12 protein-coding genes are annotated in these 20,825 nt (G+C 42.7%); 8 read left to right on the top strand and 4 right to left on the bottom strand.

Features of this window, described 5'->3' with window-relative positions; genetic code table 11:
• Window positions 1-59 precede the first annotated feature (59 nt).
• A complete protein-coding gene (locus tag OQX62_RS21875; protein WP_265833793.1) occupies window positions 60-4,199 on the bottom strand; it encodes a two-component regulator propeller domain-containing protein in 4,140 nt (1,379 codons plus the stop codon).
• A gap of 195 nt (window positions 4,200-4,394) precedes the next feature.
• Here OQX62_RS21875 and OQX62_RS21870 point away from each other — a divergent pair, with 195 nt between their 5' ends.
• Genes OQX62_RS21870 through galA form a run of 6 tightly spaced genes read left to right on the top strand, consistent with a single transcriptional unit; the run spans window position 4,395 to window position 15,893 of the window.
• The gene (locus OQX62_RS21870) at window positions 4,395-7,370 is read left to right on the top strand and encodes a SusC/RagA family TonB-linked outer membrane protein (RefSeq protein WP_265833792.1); all 2,976 of its coding nucleotides are present in this window, start codon (window positions 4,395-4,397) and stop codon (window positions 7,368-7,370) included.
• Window positions 7,371-7,388: 18 nt separating this feature from the next.
• Window positions 7,389-9,020: a RagB/SusD family nutrient uptake outer membrane protein gene (locus tag OQX62_RS21865; RefSeq protein ID WP_322973790.1), complete on the top strand. Its 1,632-nt coding sequence runs from the start codon at window positions 7,389-7,391 to the stop codon at window positions 9,018-9,020.
• Between the two features lie 45 nt (window positions 9,021-9,065).
• Window positions 9,066-10,166, top strand: coding sequence for a SusE domain-containing protein (locus OQX62_RS21860; RefSeq protein WP_265833791.1), 1,101 nt, complete (start codon window positions 9,066-9,068; stop codon window positions 10,164-10,166).
• 7 nt (window positions 10,167-10,173) lie between these two features.
• On the top strand, window positions 10,174-11,229 hold the full coding sequence (locus OQX62_RS21855; protein WP_265833790.1) for a glycoside hydrolase family 53 protein: 1,056 nt from the start codon (window positions 10,174-10,176) through the stop codon (window positions 11,227-11,229).
• 7 nt (window positions 11,230-11,236) lie between these two features.
• Entirely contained in the window at window positions 11,237-13,453 is a 2,217-nt protein-coding gene (locus tag OQX62_RS21850; RefSeq protein ID WP_265833789.1) for a cellulase family glycosylhydrolase, read from the top strand.
• Window positions 13,454-13,463: 10 nt separating this feature from the next.
• On the top strand, window positions 13,464-15,893 hold the full coding sequence (gene galA, locus OQX62_RS21845) for a beta-galactosidase GalA (RefSeq protein ID WP_265833788.1): 2,430 nt from the start codon (window positions 13,464-13,466) through the stop codon (window positions 15,891-15,893).
• Between the two features lie 8 nt (window positions 15,894-15,901).
• Here the strand turns inward: galA and OQX62_RS21840 are convergent, their stop codons facing one another.
• From OQX62_RS21840 to tssD, 3 genes are all read right to left on the bottom strand, one after another.
• Complete coding sequence (locus OQX62_RS21840; RefSeq protein ID WP_265833787.1) at window positions 15,902-16,153, bottom strand: DUF3253 domain-containing protein; 252 nt, start codon at window positions 16,151-16,153, stop codon at window positions 15,902-15,904.
• A 132-nt stretch (window positions 16,154-16,285) separates the two neighbouring features.
• A complete protein-coding gene (locus OQX62_RS21835) occupies window positions 16,286-18,775 on the bottom strand; it encodes a mechanosensitive ion channel domain-containing protein (RefSeq protein WP_265833786.1) in 2,490 nt (829 codons plus the stop codon).
• A gap of 83 nt (window positions 18,776-18,858) precedes the next feature.
• Window positions 18,859-19,377 carry a type VI secretion system tube protein TssD gene (gene tssD, locus OQX62_RS21830; protein ID WP_265833785.1) on the bottom strand — a complete coding sequence of 173 codons (519 nt, stop codon included), beginning with the start codon at window positions 19,375-19,377 and terminating at the stop codon, window positions 18,859-18,861.
• 125 nt (window positions 19,378-19,502) lie between these two features.
• On the opposite strand from tssD, the gene OQX62_RS21825 reads away from it, so the two are divergent.
• Window positions 19,503-19,964 (top strand): PA2169 family four-helix-bundle protein, encoded by a 462-nt coding sequence (locus OQX62_RS21825; RefSeq protein ID WP_265833784.1) that lies wholly within the window; start codon window positions 19,503-19,505, stop codon window positions 19,962-19,964.
• A gap of 165 nt (window positions 19,965-20,129) precedes the next feature.
• Window positions 20,130-20,822 (top strand): hypothetical protein, encoded by a 693-nt coding sequence (locus OQX62_RS21820; RefSeq protein WP_265833783.1) that lies wholly within the window; start codon window positions 20,130-20,132, stop codon window positions 20,820-20,822.
• The last annotated feature ends 3 nt before the right edge of the window (window positions 20,823-20,825 follow it).

Raw genomic sequence — 20,825 nt, 5'->3', positions numbered from 1 at the left:
TTTGAGTGATACGGTAAATTCATTAAGAAAAAAGATAATAATCGGGAATTCATAACTCATCAATTAAGATGAGTTCCCTTATGTCTGGATTTTTCCTGATGATTAAAGTCCTGCAGAAATTGTGTTGGTGTTTTACCGAATTCCTTTTTAAAGATTTTGGTAAAATAAGACTGGGTCTGAATGCCAACCCTATACATGACTTCAGTCATCAGTACGTCTTCCCTGGTCATAATTTCTACAGCCTTTCTGAGACGGATCGCTCTCAAAAACTCACCTATCGACTGACCAGTAATGGATTTGATTTTAACATACAATTTGGTCTTGCTCATGCCAATCTCAGCACATAAATAGTCAATATCCAGGTCTGGATTAATCAGCTGGGCATTGATAATCGCCAGCAGTTTCTCCATAAACTCCCGGTCTTTGGTAGAATGAACCAACTCTCTGAGTGCTGAGCGATGATCTTTGGAATAATGCTCTTTAAGTTTTTGCCGCTGATCAAAAATTTTCTTCAGGCTGATCTTCAGCAGATACATATTTACGGGTTTTGTAAAATAGAGATCTGCTCCTGATTCTACACCTTCTATCTCAGCTTCAATACTATCTCTTGCAGTAAGCATTAAAAAGGGGATATGGCTGGTCTCCATATCTTCTTTCAACAGTTTGCAAAATTCAGTGCCATTCATTCCAGGCATCATCACATCACTAATGATCAGATCAGGAAAGACTTCTTTGGCCATTACTATGCCAGTGTGACCATCTTCGGCTTCAAAGATATGATATGTATCTTCCAGCGCTTCTTTCAGGAATGAACGCAGCTCTTGATTATCATCCACAATCAAAATGTGCCGGGTGCCGGTAAATGCAGCACTATTTTTAGGAACGGTATCAGTTAAGGCCGGCGGAAGCTTCTCGTCAGAATTATAATTGATACTTTCTAAACGTGTACCTCCCTGGCTGCTGCCCTGTCCCCAAAGTTCATCTTTATTGTAATCCTCCTTCTGGCAAGGGAAGGAGATGATAATTTCAGTACCCTTATGTTTTTCACTGGATACCCTGATCAGACCTTTATGCAGCAGGGTCAGACTCTTAACAAAAGCCAGCCCTACGCCGGAACCCATATGAGATTCAGTGATCCTGTAATAGCGTTCAAACAGGTGATGAATCGAATCGGCAGAAATTCCTATGCCATTATCTGCTACACGGATAGAAATATATTCCTGCGCTTCAAAATCACTTTTGATGAATAACTGATTCTCATAACAGGGCTCGATACTGGCTGCTGCATGAAATACAGCTAACGTGATTTCACCACCAGTGTCCGTATATTTCAAAGAATTGTTGATCAGGTTCAGGATTATCTTTTCAATCACCTGCCGGTCAAACCATACGGCGGTAAATTCGGCGCTTTTATTCACTTTAAAAGTGATGTTCTTTTCTAAGGCCATTTCCGAAAACTCTTCTGCTACCTCATCAATAAAAAGGCTCAGGTTGCCATGGGTTACTTTCAGCTGTAATGCGCCTGATTCTATCTTCCTGAAGTCCATCAGTTCATTGATCAGATTGAGGAGCCGGTTGGCATTCCGGTGAATCGTTTTATAGTAAGATTGAAAGGTTGCCTGGTGATCTTCCTTTAGCAAACGGTCGATAGGACCCAGGATCAACGAGAGAGGTGTGCGGAATTCATGAGAAATGTTGGTAAAGAACTGCAGCTGGACCTGGTGCATTTCCTCTCTCTTTTTTTCTTCGAGGGTCCTCAGTTCCAGCTTTCTCCGGAAACTCAGCAATGCATAGGCCAGATAAATGGATAAACTGGCCGCAAGCAACCTGAACCACCATGTAGCCCAGAAGGGTGGCGCAATGACTATGCGCAACGAGGTGCCTGTCCGGTTCCACAGTCCATCATTATTTGACGCCCTTACCTTAAAGGTATAAGTGCCCGGATCCAGATTGGTGTATGCTGCCTTCCCTGAAGTACTGTTGTAATTCCACTCTTTATCAAAACCTTCCAGCTTAAATGCATATTTATTGTTTTCAGGTGCCGTATAATTGAGCCCTGCAAAATTGAAGGAAAATGAAGACTGTTTATAACTCAGCCTTATCTCTTTAGTAAAACCGATGTCTTTTGCTAATGGTGAGCCTTTTACACCAGGAACAATTTTATTGTTGAATATTTGAAATTCTGTCAGATATACAGGAGGGATATATTTATTCGGCTTAATATCTTTTGGAAGAATTGAATTAAATCCGTTAACGCCGCCAAAAAACAACTCTCCTTTCGCTGTTTTCATGACCGCATTGGCTTCAAATTCGAGGCCCTGCAAACCATCTGCCCTGTTGTATTTTTTGAAGGATAAATTTTCGGGATTAAATCTGGTGAGCCCCCTGGAAGTGGAGATCCACAAATTGCCGGCTTCATCTTCCAATATGCCTTTTATAAAAGTACTGCCCAGCTCAGCTTTTTTTGTGTACAACGAGAACATCTTTTTTGCCGGATTAAACAGGTACAGTCCCTTCTGACCCAGCCACAACCTGCGTTTACTATCCATAAAGAGTACGCGCAGGTCTGGTTTGCGTTCTTCCTTCAGAAAATAATGTGTAAAAATCTTTGTGCGGAGATCATAACAATTCAGGCCTCCGTCATCTGTCCCGATCCACAAGTTTTTCTTGTCATCCTCCAGCAGGGAAATGATATTGTTTCCGACCAGCTTAGATCCGTTTCTGCCTTCAGTCAGTCGTGTAAAGCGCATCGTTTTACGATCAAGCAAGTTTAAACCGCCATAATAGGTGCCTACCCAAAGGTTGTTTTCGCTGTCTTCGATTGTTTTTTGTACGTAATCGGATGATATAGATCCGGGACCTCCGTCATAAGTAAAGCGCTTAAAAGTCCCGTTTTTCTTGTCCATCAGGTTCAGACCACCTCCCCAGGTACCTATAAACAGCTGGTTGTAGCGATCGGCCATAATATCAAGAACGGCATCAGAACCCAGGCTTCCGGAATCAAATGGATTTGTCCGGTAATGAGCAAAGGTCTTTTTAATCTGGTCGAAGTAATTTAAACCTCCTCCATCTGTTCCGATCCATATGTTCTGCTGCTGGTCTTCATAGAAGGCTTTAACATCATTATAGCTTAAACTATTTTTATTTAGTTCCTGCTGAACCAGATTGAATTTCTCCGATCCGGGACAATATAAATTAACCCCACCGCGATGCGTTCCTATCCATAAATTTCCCTGTTTGTCCTGGTACAGTGCAGAAACTGTTCGTTGCGATAAACTGGAGGGGTCTCCAGGTTCATTTTGATAATGACGGAAAGTATTCGTTGCGGTATTCAACAAGTCAAGTCCGCCATTGATTCCACCAACCCATATTTCATTTTTTTTATGAAATACCACAGCCCTGACCAAATCACTTGCCAGGCTGTTTTTATTTTTTTCCTGATGCTGGTATTGTTTTAAAGTGGCGTTTTTGATGTCATAACAAAATAACCCTCTTTCTTCTGTGCCCAGCCATAAATTGCCTTCGGGAGCAGTTGTAATGGTCCTGATAGCATAGGAGCGGAGTGCAGGTACTGATTTGAATTGAATGGTTGCAGTGTTAAAAAATACTAAGCCCTTATTTGTTGCCAGCCAAAGATTGCCGGACTGATCCGGATAGATACCATTTACACGATCAGCGGCTACGGCTGATGAACGATCAGCAACGACATAAGACTGCACCTTTCCGCTTTGCAAATTCATCAGATTGATTCCGCCGCCATCGGTACCGATCCACAAACCACGGTCTGTTTCACTTATGGAAACCACAGCATTATTGCTCAGTACGGCCTTTTTATTTTGATCCGCATGATACCGGGTAAACTGATTGTTTTCCGGATTAAAGCGGTTCAGCCCATTTGAAGTACCAATCCATAACCGATGCTGTTTGTCTTCATAAATACAGCGGATATAGTTATCGCTGATAGTACTATTTGCTTCGCTATGCTGATATAAAGTGATCTGGTTACCATCGTATTTGTTTAATCCGTCACGTGTGCCAAACCAGATAAAACCCCGGTAATCCTGAAAAATGCATTCTATGGTACTATTTGAAAGTCCGTCCTCAATTCCTATACGTCTGAACTTTAGATTTTGACCGCAAACCGTTGTGAAAACACAACAGCATAATAAAAGGATCAGACTTTTGGTAAAGGAAATCATGGTGAATTGTGGCAGGAAGTAGGTTTATATTTTTATAAAGGTAAAAGAAATTAAGACTATAAATAACTATTAAAAACGCTTTTATGGGGTTAATTACAATCGATTTGTCTGATAGCACAAAAAATATGATCAATTGAACAAATGAAAAAGCAGGGGAAAGGTTTCATTTGTATCTCCAAAAAAACCAAATACTGTATGCACAATTCTACTTTTTATCATAAGAGCAGCATGCTCCTTCTGCTACTCTTTATTTTTACGCTGAGCCTGTATGCACAGCAGCCGGTTACCGTGAGCGGGACGGTAAAGTCGGCCACCGACGGACTCGGAATGCCGGGTGTAAGTGTCCGTTTAAAGGGAACAGCTACGGTCACCGTAACGGGTACTGACGGTCGTTTTTCTATCCGCGTTCCAAGTCCACAAGCCATTCTGGAATTCACTTCTGTAGGATTCATCAAACAAGAACTCAGCGCAGGCTCAACCAGGTTAAATATCACCTTACGTGAAGATGCTGCTGCCTTATCTGAAGTGGTTGTAGTGGGCTATGGTACAACCAGGAAACAAGACCTCACTGGTTCCATTGCGGTAGTCAGTTCGAAGGATTTTCAAAAAGGAAATATCACCACCCCCGAGCAAATGTTATCCGGTAAAGTGTCAGGTGTATCCATTACCTCAAATAGTGGTCAGCCGGGAAGTGGAAGTACTATCCGTATCCGTGGCGGATCTTCTTTAAATGCCAGTAATGATCCGTTGATTGTAATCGACGGTGTTCCGCTTGAAAATGGCGGTGTTTCTGGAGCCTCGAATCCTTTGAGTTTCATCAATCCGAACGACATAGAAACCTTTACTGTATTAAAAGATGCTTCTGCTGCTGCAATTTATGGTGCAAGAGCAGCAAACGGTGTAATCATTATCACCACAAAAAAAGGCCTGGGCGGGGAATTAAAGCTGGCCTTCAATACAGTGAACTCTGTATCCAGAATTGTCAGGAAAGTGGATGTGTTAAGTGCGGATCAGATTCGCAGTATTGTGAATGCCAGCGGTACTCAACAGCAAAAAGAAATGCTGGGCAATTTCAATACCAACTGGCAGGACCTGATTTATCAGGATGGTCTGGCGACGGACAATAACCTGAGCATCAGCGGAGGAATTAAAAAATTGCCTTATCGTCTTTCGCTGGGTTATCAGAACCAACGCGGTATATTGCGTACGGATGAACTGCAAAAAACATCCCTGGCACTGGTACTAAACCCTACTTTTTTTGATAATCATTTAAAACTGGATCTGAACCTTAAGGGAAGTACTCTTAAAACAAGGTTTGCCAATACTGCAGCCATTGGTGGTGCGGTAAGTTTTGATCCGACACAGGCTACTTATACCAATAGAAGCGATTATAATGGTTATTGGGAATGGCTCAATGCGGCTAACCCAAGTGGTTTGGCAAACCTGGTGGGTAGAAACCCCGTAGGTTTACTGGAGCAGCGGGAAGACCGTTCCAATCCTTACCGGAGTATTGGAAATTTGCAATTGGACTATAAATTTCATTTTCTTCCTGAGCTGCATGCCAATGTGAATGCAGGTTATGATATGGCAACCGGTAAAGGAACTGTATTTGTTGACCAATACGCAGCAGAAACAATTAACAGACCGGGTGTGAACACGGAATATAAACAAACCCGGATGAATACCGTATTTGATTTTTACCTGAATTACATCAAAGAATTTAAATCTATCAAGGGCAGGGTAGATGCTACAGCTGGTTATTCCTACAATGATTACCTCACTAAGGTGTACAACTTTGCAGATTTTGATGCCGATGGGAAAAAAATAGCCAATTCAGACCCTACTTTTCCATTTAACAAACCACAAAACCGGCTTATTTCTTATTTCGGACGTGTAAATTATAGTTATGATAATCGCTTTTTACTGACTGCAACTGTCAGAAGAGATGGCTCTTCCCGTTTTGCACCAAAATATAAATATGCTGTTTTCCCTTCTGTAGCCTTAGCCTGGACCTTGAAAAATGAAGATTTCCTGAAAGATAGCAAGACCATTTCTGCATTGAAATTGAGGGCAAGTTACGGTTTGACTGGTCAGCAGGACGGGATTGATAATTATGGTTATTTATCCACATATAACCTGAGTACACCCAATGCCTCTTACCAGTTTGGAAATGCTTTTTACCAGATGTATCGCCCCAGTGCTTATATTTCCAATATCAAATGGGAACAGACAGCCACAACCAATATAGCCGTAGATGCTGGCTTTTTGGATAACAGGATTACCGGTAGCCTGGAGTGGTACTCCAAGAAAACGAGCGATTTACTCAATAGGGTACCACAGCCTGCAGGAACCAATTTTTCAGCAAGTGCTGTAGTGAATGTTGGTGATATGACTAACAAAGGACTGGAACTTACATTGGGTTTTGTCCCGGTGAAAACGGCAGACCTGAACTGGGAGTTCAGTCTCAACGCTACTTACAATAAAAATACTATCACTAACCTTACGGTGGTGCCCAACGATGCGAATTATAAAGGCTTTCAGTCTGGAAGCATTGCCGGCGGGATAGGCGGACAATTTGCTTTAATCAATGCAGTCGGCGGCAGTAAAAATACCTTTTATCTCTTGGAACAAGCCTATAATCAATCCGGACAACCTATTGAAGGTGTATATATAGACCAGAATGGGGATGGCCAGGTAAATGAAAATGACTTCCATAAAGGGAAACCTGCTGATCCTAAAGTTTTTCTTGGATTCAGCAATAATCTCAGTTACAAACAATGGAATATGAGTTTTACCCTGAGAGCTAATCTGGGTAATTACGTATACAATAATATTTATAGTCAAACCGGCAACCTGGCACAGATCACGGGTTCGTCTGTTCTTGCCAATGCTTCGCCGAATTATCTGACCACCAATTTTAAAACGCAGCAGTTACTGAGTGATTATTATATTGAGAATGGCTCATTCCTTAAGATGGACAATATCAACCTGGGTTACCGGTTTGGAAAAATCTTTCAAAGCAAGGCGAATCTGATGCTGAGTGCCAGTGTGCAGAATGTGTTTACGATTACTAAATACAGCGGACTGGATCCTGAAGTTCCTTTTGGTATAGATAATAATCTTTATCCAAGACCAAGAGTCTTCTCGCTCGGACTAAATGTCAATTTTTAAATTCTAATCTCACAGAAAATGAATACTTCTCACCAAAAATATATGTTGCCAGGCTTTTTCAAAACGGTTTCACTGACCTGTTTAACGCTGATCTCTCTGGTTTCCTGTAATAAATTGGACCTGACGCCGACCAATGACCTTACAGCTGATAAAGTTTACACTACACCTGAAGGTTATAAACAAGCGTTGGCAAAAGTATATGGTGCTTTTGCGCTAACCGGTAATGCCACCACGGGGCAGCAGGATATTCCTGTAGAAATTATTAAAGATGAGGGAAACTCGGATTTTTTAAGGTTATACTGGAACCTGCAGGAACTGACTACGGACGAAGCTGGCTGGTCATGGCAAAGTGATGCCGGAATTCAGGGTTTGCATGAATTGAGCTGGTCTTCGATTAATTCAATCATCAACGGATTATATTACAGGTCTTTTTTTCAGATTACTTTGTGCAATGATTTTATCAGGCAGTCTTCGGATGACAATCTTTCTAAAAGGGGGATCAGCGGTGCAGATGCAGATAACATCCGTCGGTACAGGGCAGAATCACGTTTTCTGAGGGCTTATCAGTACTGGGTGTTAATGGACCTGTATGCTAATCCGCCAATGGTTACGGAGTCGGTTGAAATTGGGGGAAAGGATTTTCCTAAACAGATTCAGCGGAAAGAGCTCTTCACCTATATAGAGACTGAACTTAAAGCCATAGAAGGAGAACTGGCACCTGCTAAAACTAATGAATATGGCAGGGCAGACCAGGCTGCGGCATGGGCACTGTTGTCGCGTATGTACCTGAATGCAGAAGTGTATACTGGTACGGCAAAATACACGGAAGCCATTACCTATTGTGATAAAATAACCGGGGCTGGTTATTCCCTGCATAATAATTACAGGGAACTCACCATGGCAGATAATCACCTCAATAGAGATGAATTTATCCTGACCATTAATTACGATGGAACAAGCACGCAGAATTTTGGGGGTACTACTTACCTGATGCACGGGCCTGCTCACGTTCCCGCAGATGTTTCCGGTTCAAACGGCGACTGGGGAGGTCTACGCTTTACAGAGAATTTCGTGAATCTTTTTGCAGATAAAACAGGTAATACGGATTCCCGTGCCCAGTTTTATATGACCGGGCAAAATCTGAACATGACTGAACTGTATGTTTCAACCGACGGCTATTCCAGTACTAAATTCAGGAACAAGACCAGGTCGGGTGCCCCTGCGCCAAACCAGGATGCTGCCAAAGATTTTTCAGATATAGATTTTCCCCTGTTCAGATTGGGTGAAACTTACCTCACCTATGCGGAAGCCGTATTGCGCGGAGGTACGGGCGGTGATTTAAACAAAGCACTGGATTATGTCAATAAATTACGCAGACGGGCTTATAATGGCAGTACTGCCGGAGATATCTCGGCCAGCGCACTAACGAGGGACTTTATATTGGACGAGCGTGGCCGTGAACTGTATTATGAAGGGCATAGAAGAACAGACCTGATCCGCTTTGATAAATTTACCACCAACACCTATTTATGGTCATGGAAAGGTGGATTGAGGGCAGGTACCTCCGTAGCCGGGAAATTCAATATTTTCCCTTTGCCGCCCACAGACCTTTCTGCTAATCCAAACTTAATTCAAAACACTGGTTATTAATTTAGTTCAGCAATCATGATAGCTTCATTCATCCAATCATACGCTATGAAAAATCAGTTTCTACTGATCTTCATCATCTTCCTTTTTGCGGCTTGTAAAAAGGAACAGTCTCAAAATATAGTCATCCCGCCTGCAGCAAATTCGCTTTCTTTTAGCAGTACGGCGACTAGTTTAGTTTTATCCGAAGCCACTGATGCTTCCAGGGTAGTAACTTTTACTTTTAAAGCTCCGGATTATGGCATCAAAGTCGTTCCTGTCTATACCTTACAATTTGATGTGCCAGCAGATACTATTGGTGCCAATGCCTGGGGCAAAGCGATTAACGTTAAGCTTGCCGCCGATAGTCTGCAGAAATCCTACACAGGTGCGGATTTTAACGCTTTGCTTTCGGTACAGCTGCTGTTGCCAACTGGCGTAAACAGTACACTAGTGGTGCGTTTAAAAACAGAAGTAAACCAGAATATAGGTACAGGCTCTACCATACAACCAATTTATTCCGTGCTTAAAATGGATGTAACACCTTATAAAGCAATTATGGAATATCCGGCATTATTGGTGAAAGGCGCAAATTCCTGGAAAACTCCCCTGGAGCAATCGGCAGGATTCCTGCTGACTTCTGCTAAATTTAATTCCAAATATGAAGGATATATCGACCTTCCAAATGCAGATGGATGGGGTGGTGATGCTTTCCAGCTTGTTTCAGCGAAAGATGCAAAAGTATATGGCTGGGGAACAGACGCGAATACTTTAAGCTTAGGAGGAGGTAATTTATGGCTGACACCATCGCCTGCTTATATGAAAGTAAACGTAGACCTTGATGCGCTGACCATCAATTACACACCCGTAAAATTCTTTATTTCTGGTGATGATAATGGCTGGAGTACTTCATCAACACCGATGATTTACAATGCTGCCACCAAAAAATGGATTGCTGCCAATGTCTCCTTAACCGCCGGGAAAGCATTTGTTTTCACCTGTAACGGTGCATATGATATCAGTTATAAAGTGGATGATAAAGGTACATTGATGTTTGCCGGAGCACCTTCCTGGGGCGGCATCAATATCCCGGTTACCAAAACCGGCGTATTTACAGTAACACTGGACTTAAGTGGCGGTGATGGAAATTATACCTATTCAATTAACTAAAACAGACATGATCTTTAAAAATAAATATAGCCTCAAGAGTATAGTAATGCTATCGCTGTTTACCCTGCTGAGCACGGCCTGCGAAAAAACGCCAAAAGGGGATACCCAGATTTATCCGGTGCCGGATCCTATAGGTACTTATGCCAAAGGCGCAGATGTGAGCTGGGTAAGCGAAATGGAAGCTGCCGGAAAGAAATTTTATACTAGTGCAGGTGTGCAACAGGACTTGTTCCGGATTTTAAGCGATAAAGGAATAAATTCCATCCGGCTCAGGGTATGGGTAAATCCGGCAACTGGATGGTGTAATGCAGATGATGTACTGGCCAAGGCAAAACGTGCACAAACCATGAACATGCGGATATTACTGGATTTTCATTATAGTGACAGCTGGGCAGATCCGGGGCAGCAAAATAAGCCTGCGGCCTGGGCGTCGCAGGATATTGCGGCGCTGAAGACTTCAGTTGCCAGCCATACCACAGCAGTTTTAACACTTTTGAAGAACAATAGAATTGTACCTGAGTGGGTGCAGGTAGGAAATGAAACCAATAATGGGATGTTGTGGGAAGAGGGAAAGGCATCGCTTAACATGAAAAACTTTGCAGATCTGGTACTTTCTGGTTATAATGCGGTGAAATCAGTTAATCCCGGTTCGAAGGTGATTGTTCACCTGTCGAATGGCTATGATAACGGACTATTCAGATGGATGTTTGACGGACTCAAAAACAATGGTGCCAAATGGGATGTAATTGGTATGTCTTTATATCCGACTATTGCAGATTGGTCAGAAAAAAATACACAGTGTTTCGCCAATATGAACGATATGGTTACGCGTTATGGCTCGGAGATTATGATCTGCGAAGTAGGTATGCCGGTCGCCGAAGCTGCCGCCTCTAAAGCTTTTATTACTGATCTGCTAACCAAAAACAAATCCCTGCCTAATCAAAAAGGATTGGGCGTTTTTTACTGGGAGCCGCAATCTTACAATAGCTGGAGTGGTTATAAACTGGGTGCATTTGACGATACCGGAAAGCCAACAATAGCAATGGATGCTTTTTTACCTTAAACCTGATATGATTAAGAAATACTTTTTATTTGCCCTGGCTACTGCCTTCTCATTACATGCTACTGCACAATCCAAAAAATCATCAGCCGCTAAACAAGGGATTTATATAGATGCGAAGGGGGTGATTCGCTGGGAGAAAAACCAACAGGAAGCTGCTTTTTTTGGTGTGAATTATACGGCACCATTTGCTTATGGTTACCGCTCTATCAATCGGCTGGGCATTTCTGTAGAGCAGGCCATCAGAGATGATGTGTATCATTTTTCACGCCTTGGTCTGGATGCGTTCAGGGTGCATGTATGGGATACAGAAATTTCTGACACATTAGGCAACCTCATCAATAACGAACATCTCCGGTTATTCGATTTCCTGCTGGCTGAACTTAAAAAGAGAAATATAAAAACAATTATTACGCCCATTGCCTTTTGGGGGAATGGTTATCCGGAAAAGGATGAAAATACGGGCAGTTTCTCTTCAAAATATGGCAAAAAACGCGCACTGGTAGAAGAAGCTGCTTTTTTAGCTCAGGAAAACTACCTGACCCAATTTTTTAAGCATAAAAACCGCTATACCGGACTTACCTATCAGCAGGATCCGGATGTGATTGCCACTGAGGTGAACAATGAGCCGCAGCATAGCGGTCCGCCGGCAAGAACAACTGAATATGTTAACCGTATGGTGAAAGCGATTCGTCAGACGGGCTGGAAGAAACCCGTTTTCTATAATATCAGTGAATCGCCAAAATATGCCGGCGCCATCGTCAAAGCAGATGTACAGGGCCATAGTTTCCAATGGTATCCCACGGGGCTTGTCGCCGGCCACACCCAGCAGGGCAATTACCTGCCGAACGTATCAGCATACAGCATTCCTTTCGATACTATCCCCGGCTTTAAAAACCGGGCGAAGATGGTTTATGAATTTGATGCGGCAGATGTATTGGCTGCTTATATGTATCCGGCCATGGCCAGGAGTTTCCGTGCAGCAGGATTTCAGTGGGCTACGCAATTTGCGTATGATCCGATGGCCACCGCTTCCAGCAATGTAGAATATCAGACACATTACTTAAATCTGGCCTATACTCCTTCAAAGGCAATCAGCTTGCTCATTGCCTCCAGGGCTTTTCACCAGTTGCCGAGACTTCAAAAATATGCGATAGATACGTTGTTTGACGCTTTCAGACTTGACCATAAAAATTCATTGAGTGAGATGAATACTGCCGACGAATTTTATTTCTCCAATACCACTACTTCGTTGCCTGTAAATCCGGCATTGCTGCAACATATAGCAGGTGTGGGCAGTTCTGTGTTAAGTACGTATAAAGGAACAGGTGCTTATTTTATCGACCATGTGGAAGAAGGTTTATGGCGATTGGAAGTCATGCCTGATGCTGTATTTATCCGTGACCCTTTTGAAAAGAATTCACCCGGTAAAGATGTAAGCAGGATCAGCTGGGACAGTCATGCTATGGTGCTGGACCTGCCCGATCTGGGGAGTGGTTACAGGCTAACGGCAATTAATGACAAGACCGTATCCGCTATCGCTAATGACAAGGAAATTAAAGTTTCCCCGGGTGTTTACTGGTTAAGCAGAAAAGACAAGAAAAACAGCTATACTGCACAAAGTGCTCTTGGGGTGATCAAAGCAGGTGAATTTGTGGCACCCAGGACATCACTGATCAAAATATTTAATCCGGTTACAGACAGGGAAAAAATAGCGGTGTATAATCCCGACTGGAATAACAAGGCGGTTGAATACATTGATGCCGAAATCCCCGGAGCTGCGGTATTGAAACTGAAGATGGATACAACTGAGCAAAATCCTTTAATTGGAATTCAAAGTTATTTTGGAGATTTAATGGACCCGAACGCTCCGGGAATTGATGCGCTGAAGACTATCGTGATACGTGCGAAAACCGGTAATAAAAAGTCTATCAAAATCAAATTGGGACTGATTACCGAAAATGCAGATTTCTACTCTGCTGAAGCGGTGGTGAGCAACGAGTTCTCAGACATTGAGATTCCTCTCCGTAGTTTGAAAAAAGATGCACAATTACTTCTTCCGCGGCCATATCCTGGCTTCTTACCGCTTTACTATCAATCGGTTACCTCAGCTGTTTTCCATCTGCAAGACGCGAGAAAACTGGAAGTGACATTTGGTTACGGTATGAATAACCGTACAACCGACCAGCCTAATACCCTGGAGATTGAATCTATTTATCTTAAATAACAATATAGATATGCGCTATTTTATAAAATTGTTCCTGTTGCTTTCCAGCATCCAGTTCTTTAGCCCGAAACCTGTTTCTGCCCAGAAAACTTCTCTTCCCTCACACCTCAATTTTGATGAAGGCTGGAGATTCAGTCTCGGGCATGCTGCTGATCCTGCTAAAGACTTTAATTATAAAGTAGCCAACTTATTTGCTAAATCCGGCAAAGCAGAGCAGACCGCAATTAGTCCTGTATTTGACGATACAGCATGGCGGAAATTGAATCTGCCGCATGACTGGGCAGCGGGACTTCCATTTGCACAATCTGCCAATGCAGATGTTCTGGCACATGGTTATAAGCCGGTAGGAGGTTTATTTGCTGCAACAAGCATCGGTTGGTACCGTAAACATTTTACTGTGTCAAAAGCAGATTCAGGTCAGCGTTTCCAGGTACAGTTTGACGGGATTTTCAGAGATGCGGAGGTATGGGTCAATGGTATATATCTCGGCAGGAATGCCAGTGGTTACCTGGGGGTCAGTTATGATCTGACAGACAACCTTATTTATGGGAAAGACAATGTGATTGCAGTGAGGGTAGATGCTACCCAATATGAGGGCTGGTTTTATGAGGGGGCAGGGATCTACAGGCATGTCTGGCTCAACCAGTATGACAATATTCATCTGCCGCAAGACGGAATTTTTATTCATGCTGATATAGAAGATCAAAAAGCAAGGGTGACCGTAGAATCAACCGTACAGAACCTGGGGCAGCAGCCTGGTAAAATACAATTGTATAGTTATATTACAGATAGAAATGGCCGAAAGGTATCAGCTGCAGCAGTACAGCATCTCGACCTTGCGGTGAATGCAAAGGGACAGACTAAGCAGGTGATAAACCTGGATCAGCCCAAACGCTGGTCGCTCGAAGATCCTTATCTCTATAAAGTCGTTACCCTTTTAAAATCCGGAACCAAAGTATTGGATAGTACGGTGACGCGTTATGGCATCAGAACTATTCATATGGATCCTGTAAAGGGCTTTTTTCTGAACGGGAAACACATTAAGATACAGGGGACAAACAACCATCAGGATCATGCCGGTCTCGGTAGCGCTTTACCAGATGAGATGCAGTATTACCGGATAAGCTTATTGAAACAAATGGGCTGTAATGCCTACAGGGCGAGTCACCATGCACCAACGCCGGAATTGCTCGCCGCCTGCGATAGCCTGGGAATGTTGGTGCTAGATGAGCAGCGCTTGTTAAACAGTGGCGCTGAATACCTGTCACAGTTAGAAAGGCTGATCAAAAGAGACAGAAACCATCCCAGCATATTTTTATGGTCCATAGGTAACGAGGAAGGTTTACTGCAAACCAGTTCCGTAGGTAAACGTATTGCACAGACGCTATTGGCAAAACAGCATGAACTGGATCCTTACCGTACCAGTACTTATGCCGCCGATCTGCCCAACGTGTTTAATGGCGTTAATGAGGTAATCCCTGTAAGGGGATTTAATTATCGTCAGTTTGCCGTTGCCGATTACCATAAAGATCATCCTGATCAGCCTCTTATAGGTACAGAGATGGGGAGCACAGTAACCACCAGAGGTATTTATGTGAAAGATTCTATAGCCGGTTATGTGCCAGATCAGGACATTACTGCACCCTGGTGGGCCAGTAAAGCTGAAGAGTGGTGGACGCTTGCTGCGGAAAATGATTTTTGGCAGGGCGGATTTATCTGGACAGGATTTGATTACAGAGGGGAGCCTACACCTTATGAATGGCCAAATATCAATTCACATTTCGGGGTGATGGATGTTTGTGGTTTTCCGAAAAATATTTATTATTACTATCAATCCTGGTGGACAGATAAAGATGTGCTGCACCTTTCGCCACACTGGAACTGGAAAGGAAAAGAGGGGCAGCCCATAGAGGTTTGGGTAAATACCAATGCCGATAAAGTAGAGTTATTCCTGAATGGTAAAAGTCAGGGGCAAAAAACAATGCCACGCAACAGTCACCTGAAATGGAACGTGCCCTACCATCCCGGTACTTTATCAGCCATAGCTTATAAAAAAGGAAAAAAGATAACAGCTAAAATAGAAACTACCGGAAGCCCTTACCGTTTGGTACTTGATGCGAATCGGGCACAGGTTCAAGCAGATGGAAAAGATGTTGTTGTGGTGAATGTGACAGCTGTAGACAAGCAGGGAAGGTCGGTTCCCGATGTAAACTCAAGCGTTGAATTTTCCGTACAAAGTGGTCTGAAAATCATTGGGGTAGGCAATGGTGATCCCAGCAGTCATGAAGCAGATCAATGCGAAGAGGGGAAATGGAAAAGAAAGTTATTCAATGGTAAATGCCAAATTATTTTGCAGGCGCAAAAAGAGAAGGGAGTCACACGGCTGCAGGCAATCAGTGAAGGTTTGGAAAACGGACAGATAACAGTTAAAACCAGATAATTATGCTATTAAGGTAAGATGATTTTAATGCGAACAGGTCCTTTAATGTGATTCACATCGATGGCTATCCCTTTTTGTGTGATCATCACTTTACCCTGATGATGTAAATCTATAGCTACGTCTACTACATTTTTCATATGATTACGCCAGTCATCAGGAAATAGCTTTCGTGCAATTTCTGATGGACAGGTGCTTTTTTCCGGGCCACGCTGGGTAGCGACCGACAAGATGGTTGTTGATATATCTTTGAGTTGTTGCATATGGTATCAGCAAATAAACATAATCAATTTGACTTACAAATTCTGGTATAAGACAACCATTTACTTCCGCCAATCTGAAGTGGATGAGTTAAGAAACAGAAGGGCTGCATAATTCTGCATGGGGAAGATTTATCAGGAGCTTCCCCTTGTTTTTTCATTCTCCTGCTTCTCCATATGTAAATGCACATCCTGTTGAGGGAAAGGTATTTGAATCTGATTAGACTTGAACGCTTTAGTAATGGATATCACCAGATCACTTCTGGTAGAATTGTTATCGGACATATGTTTGGTCCAAAAATAGATTTTGAGATGGATTGCACTGGCACCAAACTCTTCAAATTGTACAACCGGAGGATGCGATTTGCTGATCCGTTCTTCTGCATCCAGTAATTCCTTCACTATTTTTCTGCATTTTTCCAGATCAGCATCGTAAGACACACCGATGAGGATGGACACCCGCTTGCGGTTTCCCGCTAAGGTCCAGTTCATCAGGTGGGAGTTCAGTAAGTCGCCGTTTGGCATCACTAAATCAGCACCATCCCAGGTGGTGATCACACTGCTACGGAAACCGATGGACTTCATTGTGCCACCCTGGCCATCCACATCGACAATATCACCTACATTAACTGGTTTTTCAAAAGCAATGATAAGGCCGCTGACTAAATTGTTAACCAGGGTTTGCAGGCCGAATCCAATCCCAACACCCAATGCCCCTATAATAATAGTGATGCGATCCATAGGGATACCCACGGCTGCAATGGCCAGAAAAAGACCTGTGGACAGGATAAATATGCGTACCAGTAGTACCCAGCTGCCTAATCTTTGTTTTTTTGATTCCTTGTCCTTGCTGGTGCCCAGATGGTCATCAGAGGCAAAAAAGGAAACAATTTTAGAAACAATAACTGAGATGGACATTATTGCAAAGAAGAGAAACAGGGAATTGATCGTAAATGTATAATCCCCGATGGTTCTGTCCCTGCTTAAAAAGTTCAGTAGCGGCTGAGAAAGATATTCAAATAAAGGAAAATTGTGACCCATTAAGACGATCCATCCCAATACCAAAAGTACATACAGCAAAAAGGGCGCTCTTGACCCTACCCGTCCAAAGTTTAAATAGAACAGCTTTTTATCCTGAACCGTATAAACATCGAAAGCGAGAACCAATCCCTCGTTGATAAACCTGACTACCCAAAGGAATAGTATGGCAATAATCACATTCAGAAATCCCCCTATGAATAAGGTTTTGGAGACATTGTAGCGGCCGAATATATTTAAGGCGACCGAACATATTTCCAGGAAAACCATAAAACCAATGGAATAGGCTATCCATTTCTCCCGCAATTCATGCTGACGTCGCTGAAAAATGATAACAATACCCGAAAAAATGCCTGCCAGGGCTACCACAAGCATAAACCAGCGCTCAGTTCTGGATGCCTGCAACACGAGGTTGTCTGCTGCGGCCAAAAAGAAAAAAGTCACCATGAGCAGCCATACCCACATCCAGTATCGGGTAATATAGCCCCTGAAAATAATTGTGAGGCAGATGCAGGAGATCAGCCAGAATATAACGTTCAAAATAAAAGGCGGAGAAAAAAATATGAACTGAAATATACTGATCACCAGCAGTACTGCAGATAACACCGGGTATCGGATGACCAGTTGTCCTTCATAACTGTTATTCATTAATCCCTTCGAAGTATAAATCGTCTTCAGGGAACGCAGGTAGAGGAAGGAAAGCATAGCCAATCCGGTAAATGCTACTAATTTCCAGAGATTATTAATGGCATAAAACCGGAGGGTGAGCAGCCCCTTTACTTTGGAGAAATTCAGGATTTCCTGAAAAGGTCTGTAGGATCCTGGTGTTTTCCAAAGATTGGGAAATTCCCTGCTCAGAGTGGTTTTTGCCATCTTCTGCTCATCGTGCTCAATTTCATCTACACTTAGTTTCAGCTGGTTGATTTCCAGATTGTAGGCATTGAGCAGTCGCTGTACATTCCGTCCGGCAATTCTGAGTGCTGAGTCTACAGGACCCGTTTCCTTGGCAAGCGTAACCAGGCTGTGCAGGTAATCCATCAATTCCAGGGAATCCTTCGGGAAATTAAAAAGTGCCGGGGTGGTCAACAATGAATCCATTCGAAACCTGTATCCGGTCAGTGCCTGCTGTCTGGTATCCAGTCTCAGCTTGCTCACCCTTGCCTCACCAATCAGCTCATTGATTATTTTTTTAGTTGCGGTCAGGTTGCGATAAGTCTGGGCCGTTCCTTTGTTGATAAAAACGCCGTCAGCAGCTATTGTGAAGTCGCCCTGAATTTCCTTCAGGTTTTGCTTGAGTGCCGAGGTATCGAGACCCGATTTCATATAACTCTTCGCGCTCTGCATTGTCAGTCTTACTTCTTCGAAGATTCTTAACTGGATTGCAATTGCTTTATCTGCGTCAAATTCGGCCTTGCTCTTGATGGCAGACTCTTTTGCGAAATCCTGCATTCTATCCACAAATCCTTTTGCAATGCTATCCCTGCTGGTAACTGAACTGTCACTATTCCTGCCCTGTGCGGAAGCATTTATGGAAAAGATGCTGAGCAGTACAAAAATAACAATGCGGAAATAGCTTTGTATATGCATAATGATGAGGCCTAGTTCAATAATACGAAACCATCACGATCTTTCAAAATCACGATGGAGTCGTTAGGATAATGATGCCGGCCTTATTGTTCTATAGTTATTCCATTGATCGCAACTTCCTTACACATAATTGCAATGACAGAACTTCCGTAGGTGTCGCCATAAGATGCGGAGGAGAACTGATCTGAATAGTTGTATAAGGATGCCTGTTTGAACCTGATACTTCTTGGTGCATTTTTACCATAGCTATCCGTAATGGTAATTGTTCCATCAAAGCGTGTTTTTTTTCTGGCGAATACCTTTAGCAGGTCATTGCTCATCTGTTTGATATCAAATGATAAATAAAATGCAGAACCAGTGGTGCCGGGGGACGGCAGTTTAGTTTTACTTGTATCTGCAGCTGTTTTTACCTCAGCTATATCTTCTTCACTTGTTCGTGAAATGGTTGTGCTCAATGAATTTAAATCGGCTGTTATTGATTTACCATCATGCGTTATGATCAGCTGTATCTTATTGCGTGATTCTTCTGATTGTGCGAAGGTCTGTGATGCCAGAAATGTTAATGAAATAAGGCTGAGCGTAAATAAAAATAAGTTTTTCATATATTTTTGTTTTTTATAGATAACAAGCTCGTAGAGAAAATGTTGCGCAAACTAAAAAAAATAATATTTCAAACTATCATCCTGTGATGCTGTTTAATAGCTAACAACTACCAAAATAGATTAAAATGGAAAACACAGAAAAAACAGTTGAGGTTTTAAACGACCTTATTGAGATTAACAATGATAGAGCTGATGGATTTAATAAAGCAGCGGCAGATTTGAAGGATGAAAATATTGACCTGAAAGCTATCTTCGATAAATTATCATCAGAGAGCAGAGCGAATGTAACCGAACTTGCTGGTCTGGTTGGCAGAAACGGAGAAAATCCTGATACGGGTAATACGATTCTGGGTACATTACACAGAGCCTGGATAGATATCAAAGCAGGATTTGGTGGTGATGACCGTCACAGTATCTTAGCGGAATGTGAAAGAGGTGAGGATGCGATCAAAAAAGCCTACAGAGATGCACTTCAGGAAAATGAATTAGGTGAAAATGTGAGAACAGTATTATTGCAACAACAAGTTGGTGTAAATGCTGGTCACGATGCCATCAAAGCTTTAAGAGATGCGCAAGCTGCAATTTAAGTTATAATTTTTGATGAAGCCGCTGGTATTTAATGCCAGCGGCTTTTTTTTTACAGCCAAGGTGTTTTTGGCGGCAATACCGGGAATAGTGCTACAAATACACGATATGTGCTATTTTAAACCCGTTGAAAATCAGGTTTCTTTGTGGCATTAATTTAATGTCACATGAAAAAATCCATATTAAGCCAAATCAAAGATAAAGCAGGGAAGTTAATTGAAAGCCAGCTGCTAAATGCTGGAAACGTATTGAATGTGCGCAGCTGGGAAGAATCCAGGTTAATAGAAATTGAACTTCACCTGCCTTCTGTTAACATGCGCGACTGGAGGCAGATTCCCTACATCAAGTTTCGCGTTGATGGATTCAGCTTCCGAGATTATAGTCCCTTTGGATGGGATGAGGAAACCTCAACTTGTTCCATATTGATTGATGCGGATCACCAGGGGCCGGGAAGCAGCTGGGCAAAAAAGCTGAAAAGTGGTGATAGCGTTTCTTATTTCCGTCCGGAAAGTACACGTCAGTTTCCACATCCTACAGATTTTGTGGTTGGTCTGGGTGATGCCAGCAGTGTCGGACATTTACTGGCGCTTCAGCAACTTACCGTTCCTGTCAGTCGTTTAGATATGGCTGTAGTTCTTGATAAAACGCAAAGCACAAACTTGCTGCGTGATAACTTTTCTCCGGCAATCAATACCATGTCCAGTTACGATGAACTGGCAGACTGGCTGATCAAACAACAGTATGCTATTGCCAATACCTCATTTTATATCAATGGGAATCATCAGTTGGTCGTCGCATTACGCAAATTATTAAAAAAAATGGGGCATGAGCAGATTCGTGTGAAAGGATTCTGGTCTTAACAA

Origin of the sequence: Pedobacter sp. MR2016-24, from assembly GCF_026239655.1 — a bacterium.
Classification (GTDB): Bacteria; Bacteroidota; Bacteroidia; order Sphingobacteriales; family Sphingobacteriaceae; genus Pedobacter.
The sequence above is the reverse complement of the archived record's forward strand: the minus strand, read 5'-3'. Positions and strand labels throughout refer to the sequence as shown.

What these genes read in the sequence shown, in the direction of transcription:
- OQX62_RS21875 (WP_265833793.1), bottom strand. Translation starts at nt 4,199, where the DNA reads ATGATTTCCTTTACCAAAAGTCTGATCCTTTTATTATGCTGTTGTGTT.
- OQX62_RS21870 (WP_265833792.1), top strand. Translation starts at nt 4,395, where the DNA reads ATGCACAATTCTACTTTTTATCATAAGAGCAGCATGCTCCTTCTGCTA.
- OQX62_RS21865 (WP_322973790.1), top strand. Translation starts at nt 7,389, where the DNA reads ATGAATACTTCTCACCAAAAATATATGTTGCCAGGCTTTTTCAAAACG.
- OQX62_RS21860 (WP_265833791.1), top strand. Translation starts at nt 9,066, where the DNA reads ATGAAAAATCAGTTTCTACTGATCTTCATCATCTTCCTTTTTGCGGCT.
- OQX62_RS21855 (WP_265833790.1), top strand. Translation starts at nt 10,174, where the DNA reads ATGATCTTTAAAAATAAATATAGCCTCAAGAGTATAGTAATGCTATCG.
- OQX62_RS21850 (WP_265833789.1), top strand. Translation starts at nt 11,237, where the DNA reads ATGATTAAGAAATACTTTTTATTTGCCCTGGCTACTGCCTTCTCATTA.
- galA (WP_265833788.1), top strand. Translation starts at nt 13,464, where the DNA reads ATGCGCTATTTTATAAAATTGTTCCTGTTGCTTTCCAGCATCCAGTTC.
- OQX62_RS21840 (WP_265833787.1), bottom strand. Translation starts at nt 16,153, where the DNA reads ATGCAACAACTCAAAGATATATCAACAACCATCTTGTCGGTCGCTACC.
- OQX62_RS21835 (WP_265833786.1), bottom strand. Translation starts at nt 18,775, where the DNA reads ATGCATATACAAAGCTATTTCCGCATTGTTATTTTTGTACTGCTCAGC.
- tssD (WP_265833785.1), bottom strand. Translation starts at nt 19,377, where the DNA reads ATGAAAAACTTATTTTTATTTACGCTCAGCCTTATTTCATTAACATTT.
- OQX62_RS21825 (WP_265833784.1), top strand. Translation starts at nt 19,503, where the DNA reads ATGGAAAACACAGAAAAAACAGTTGAGGTTTTAAACGACCTTATTGAG.
- OQX62_RS21820 (WP_265833783.1), top strand. Translation starts at nt 20,130, where the DNA reads ATGAAAAAATCCATATTAAGCCAAATCAAAGATAAAGCAGGGAAGTTA.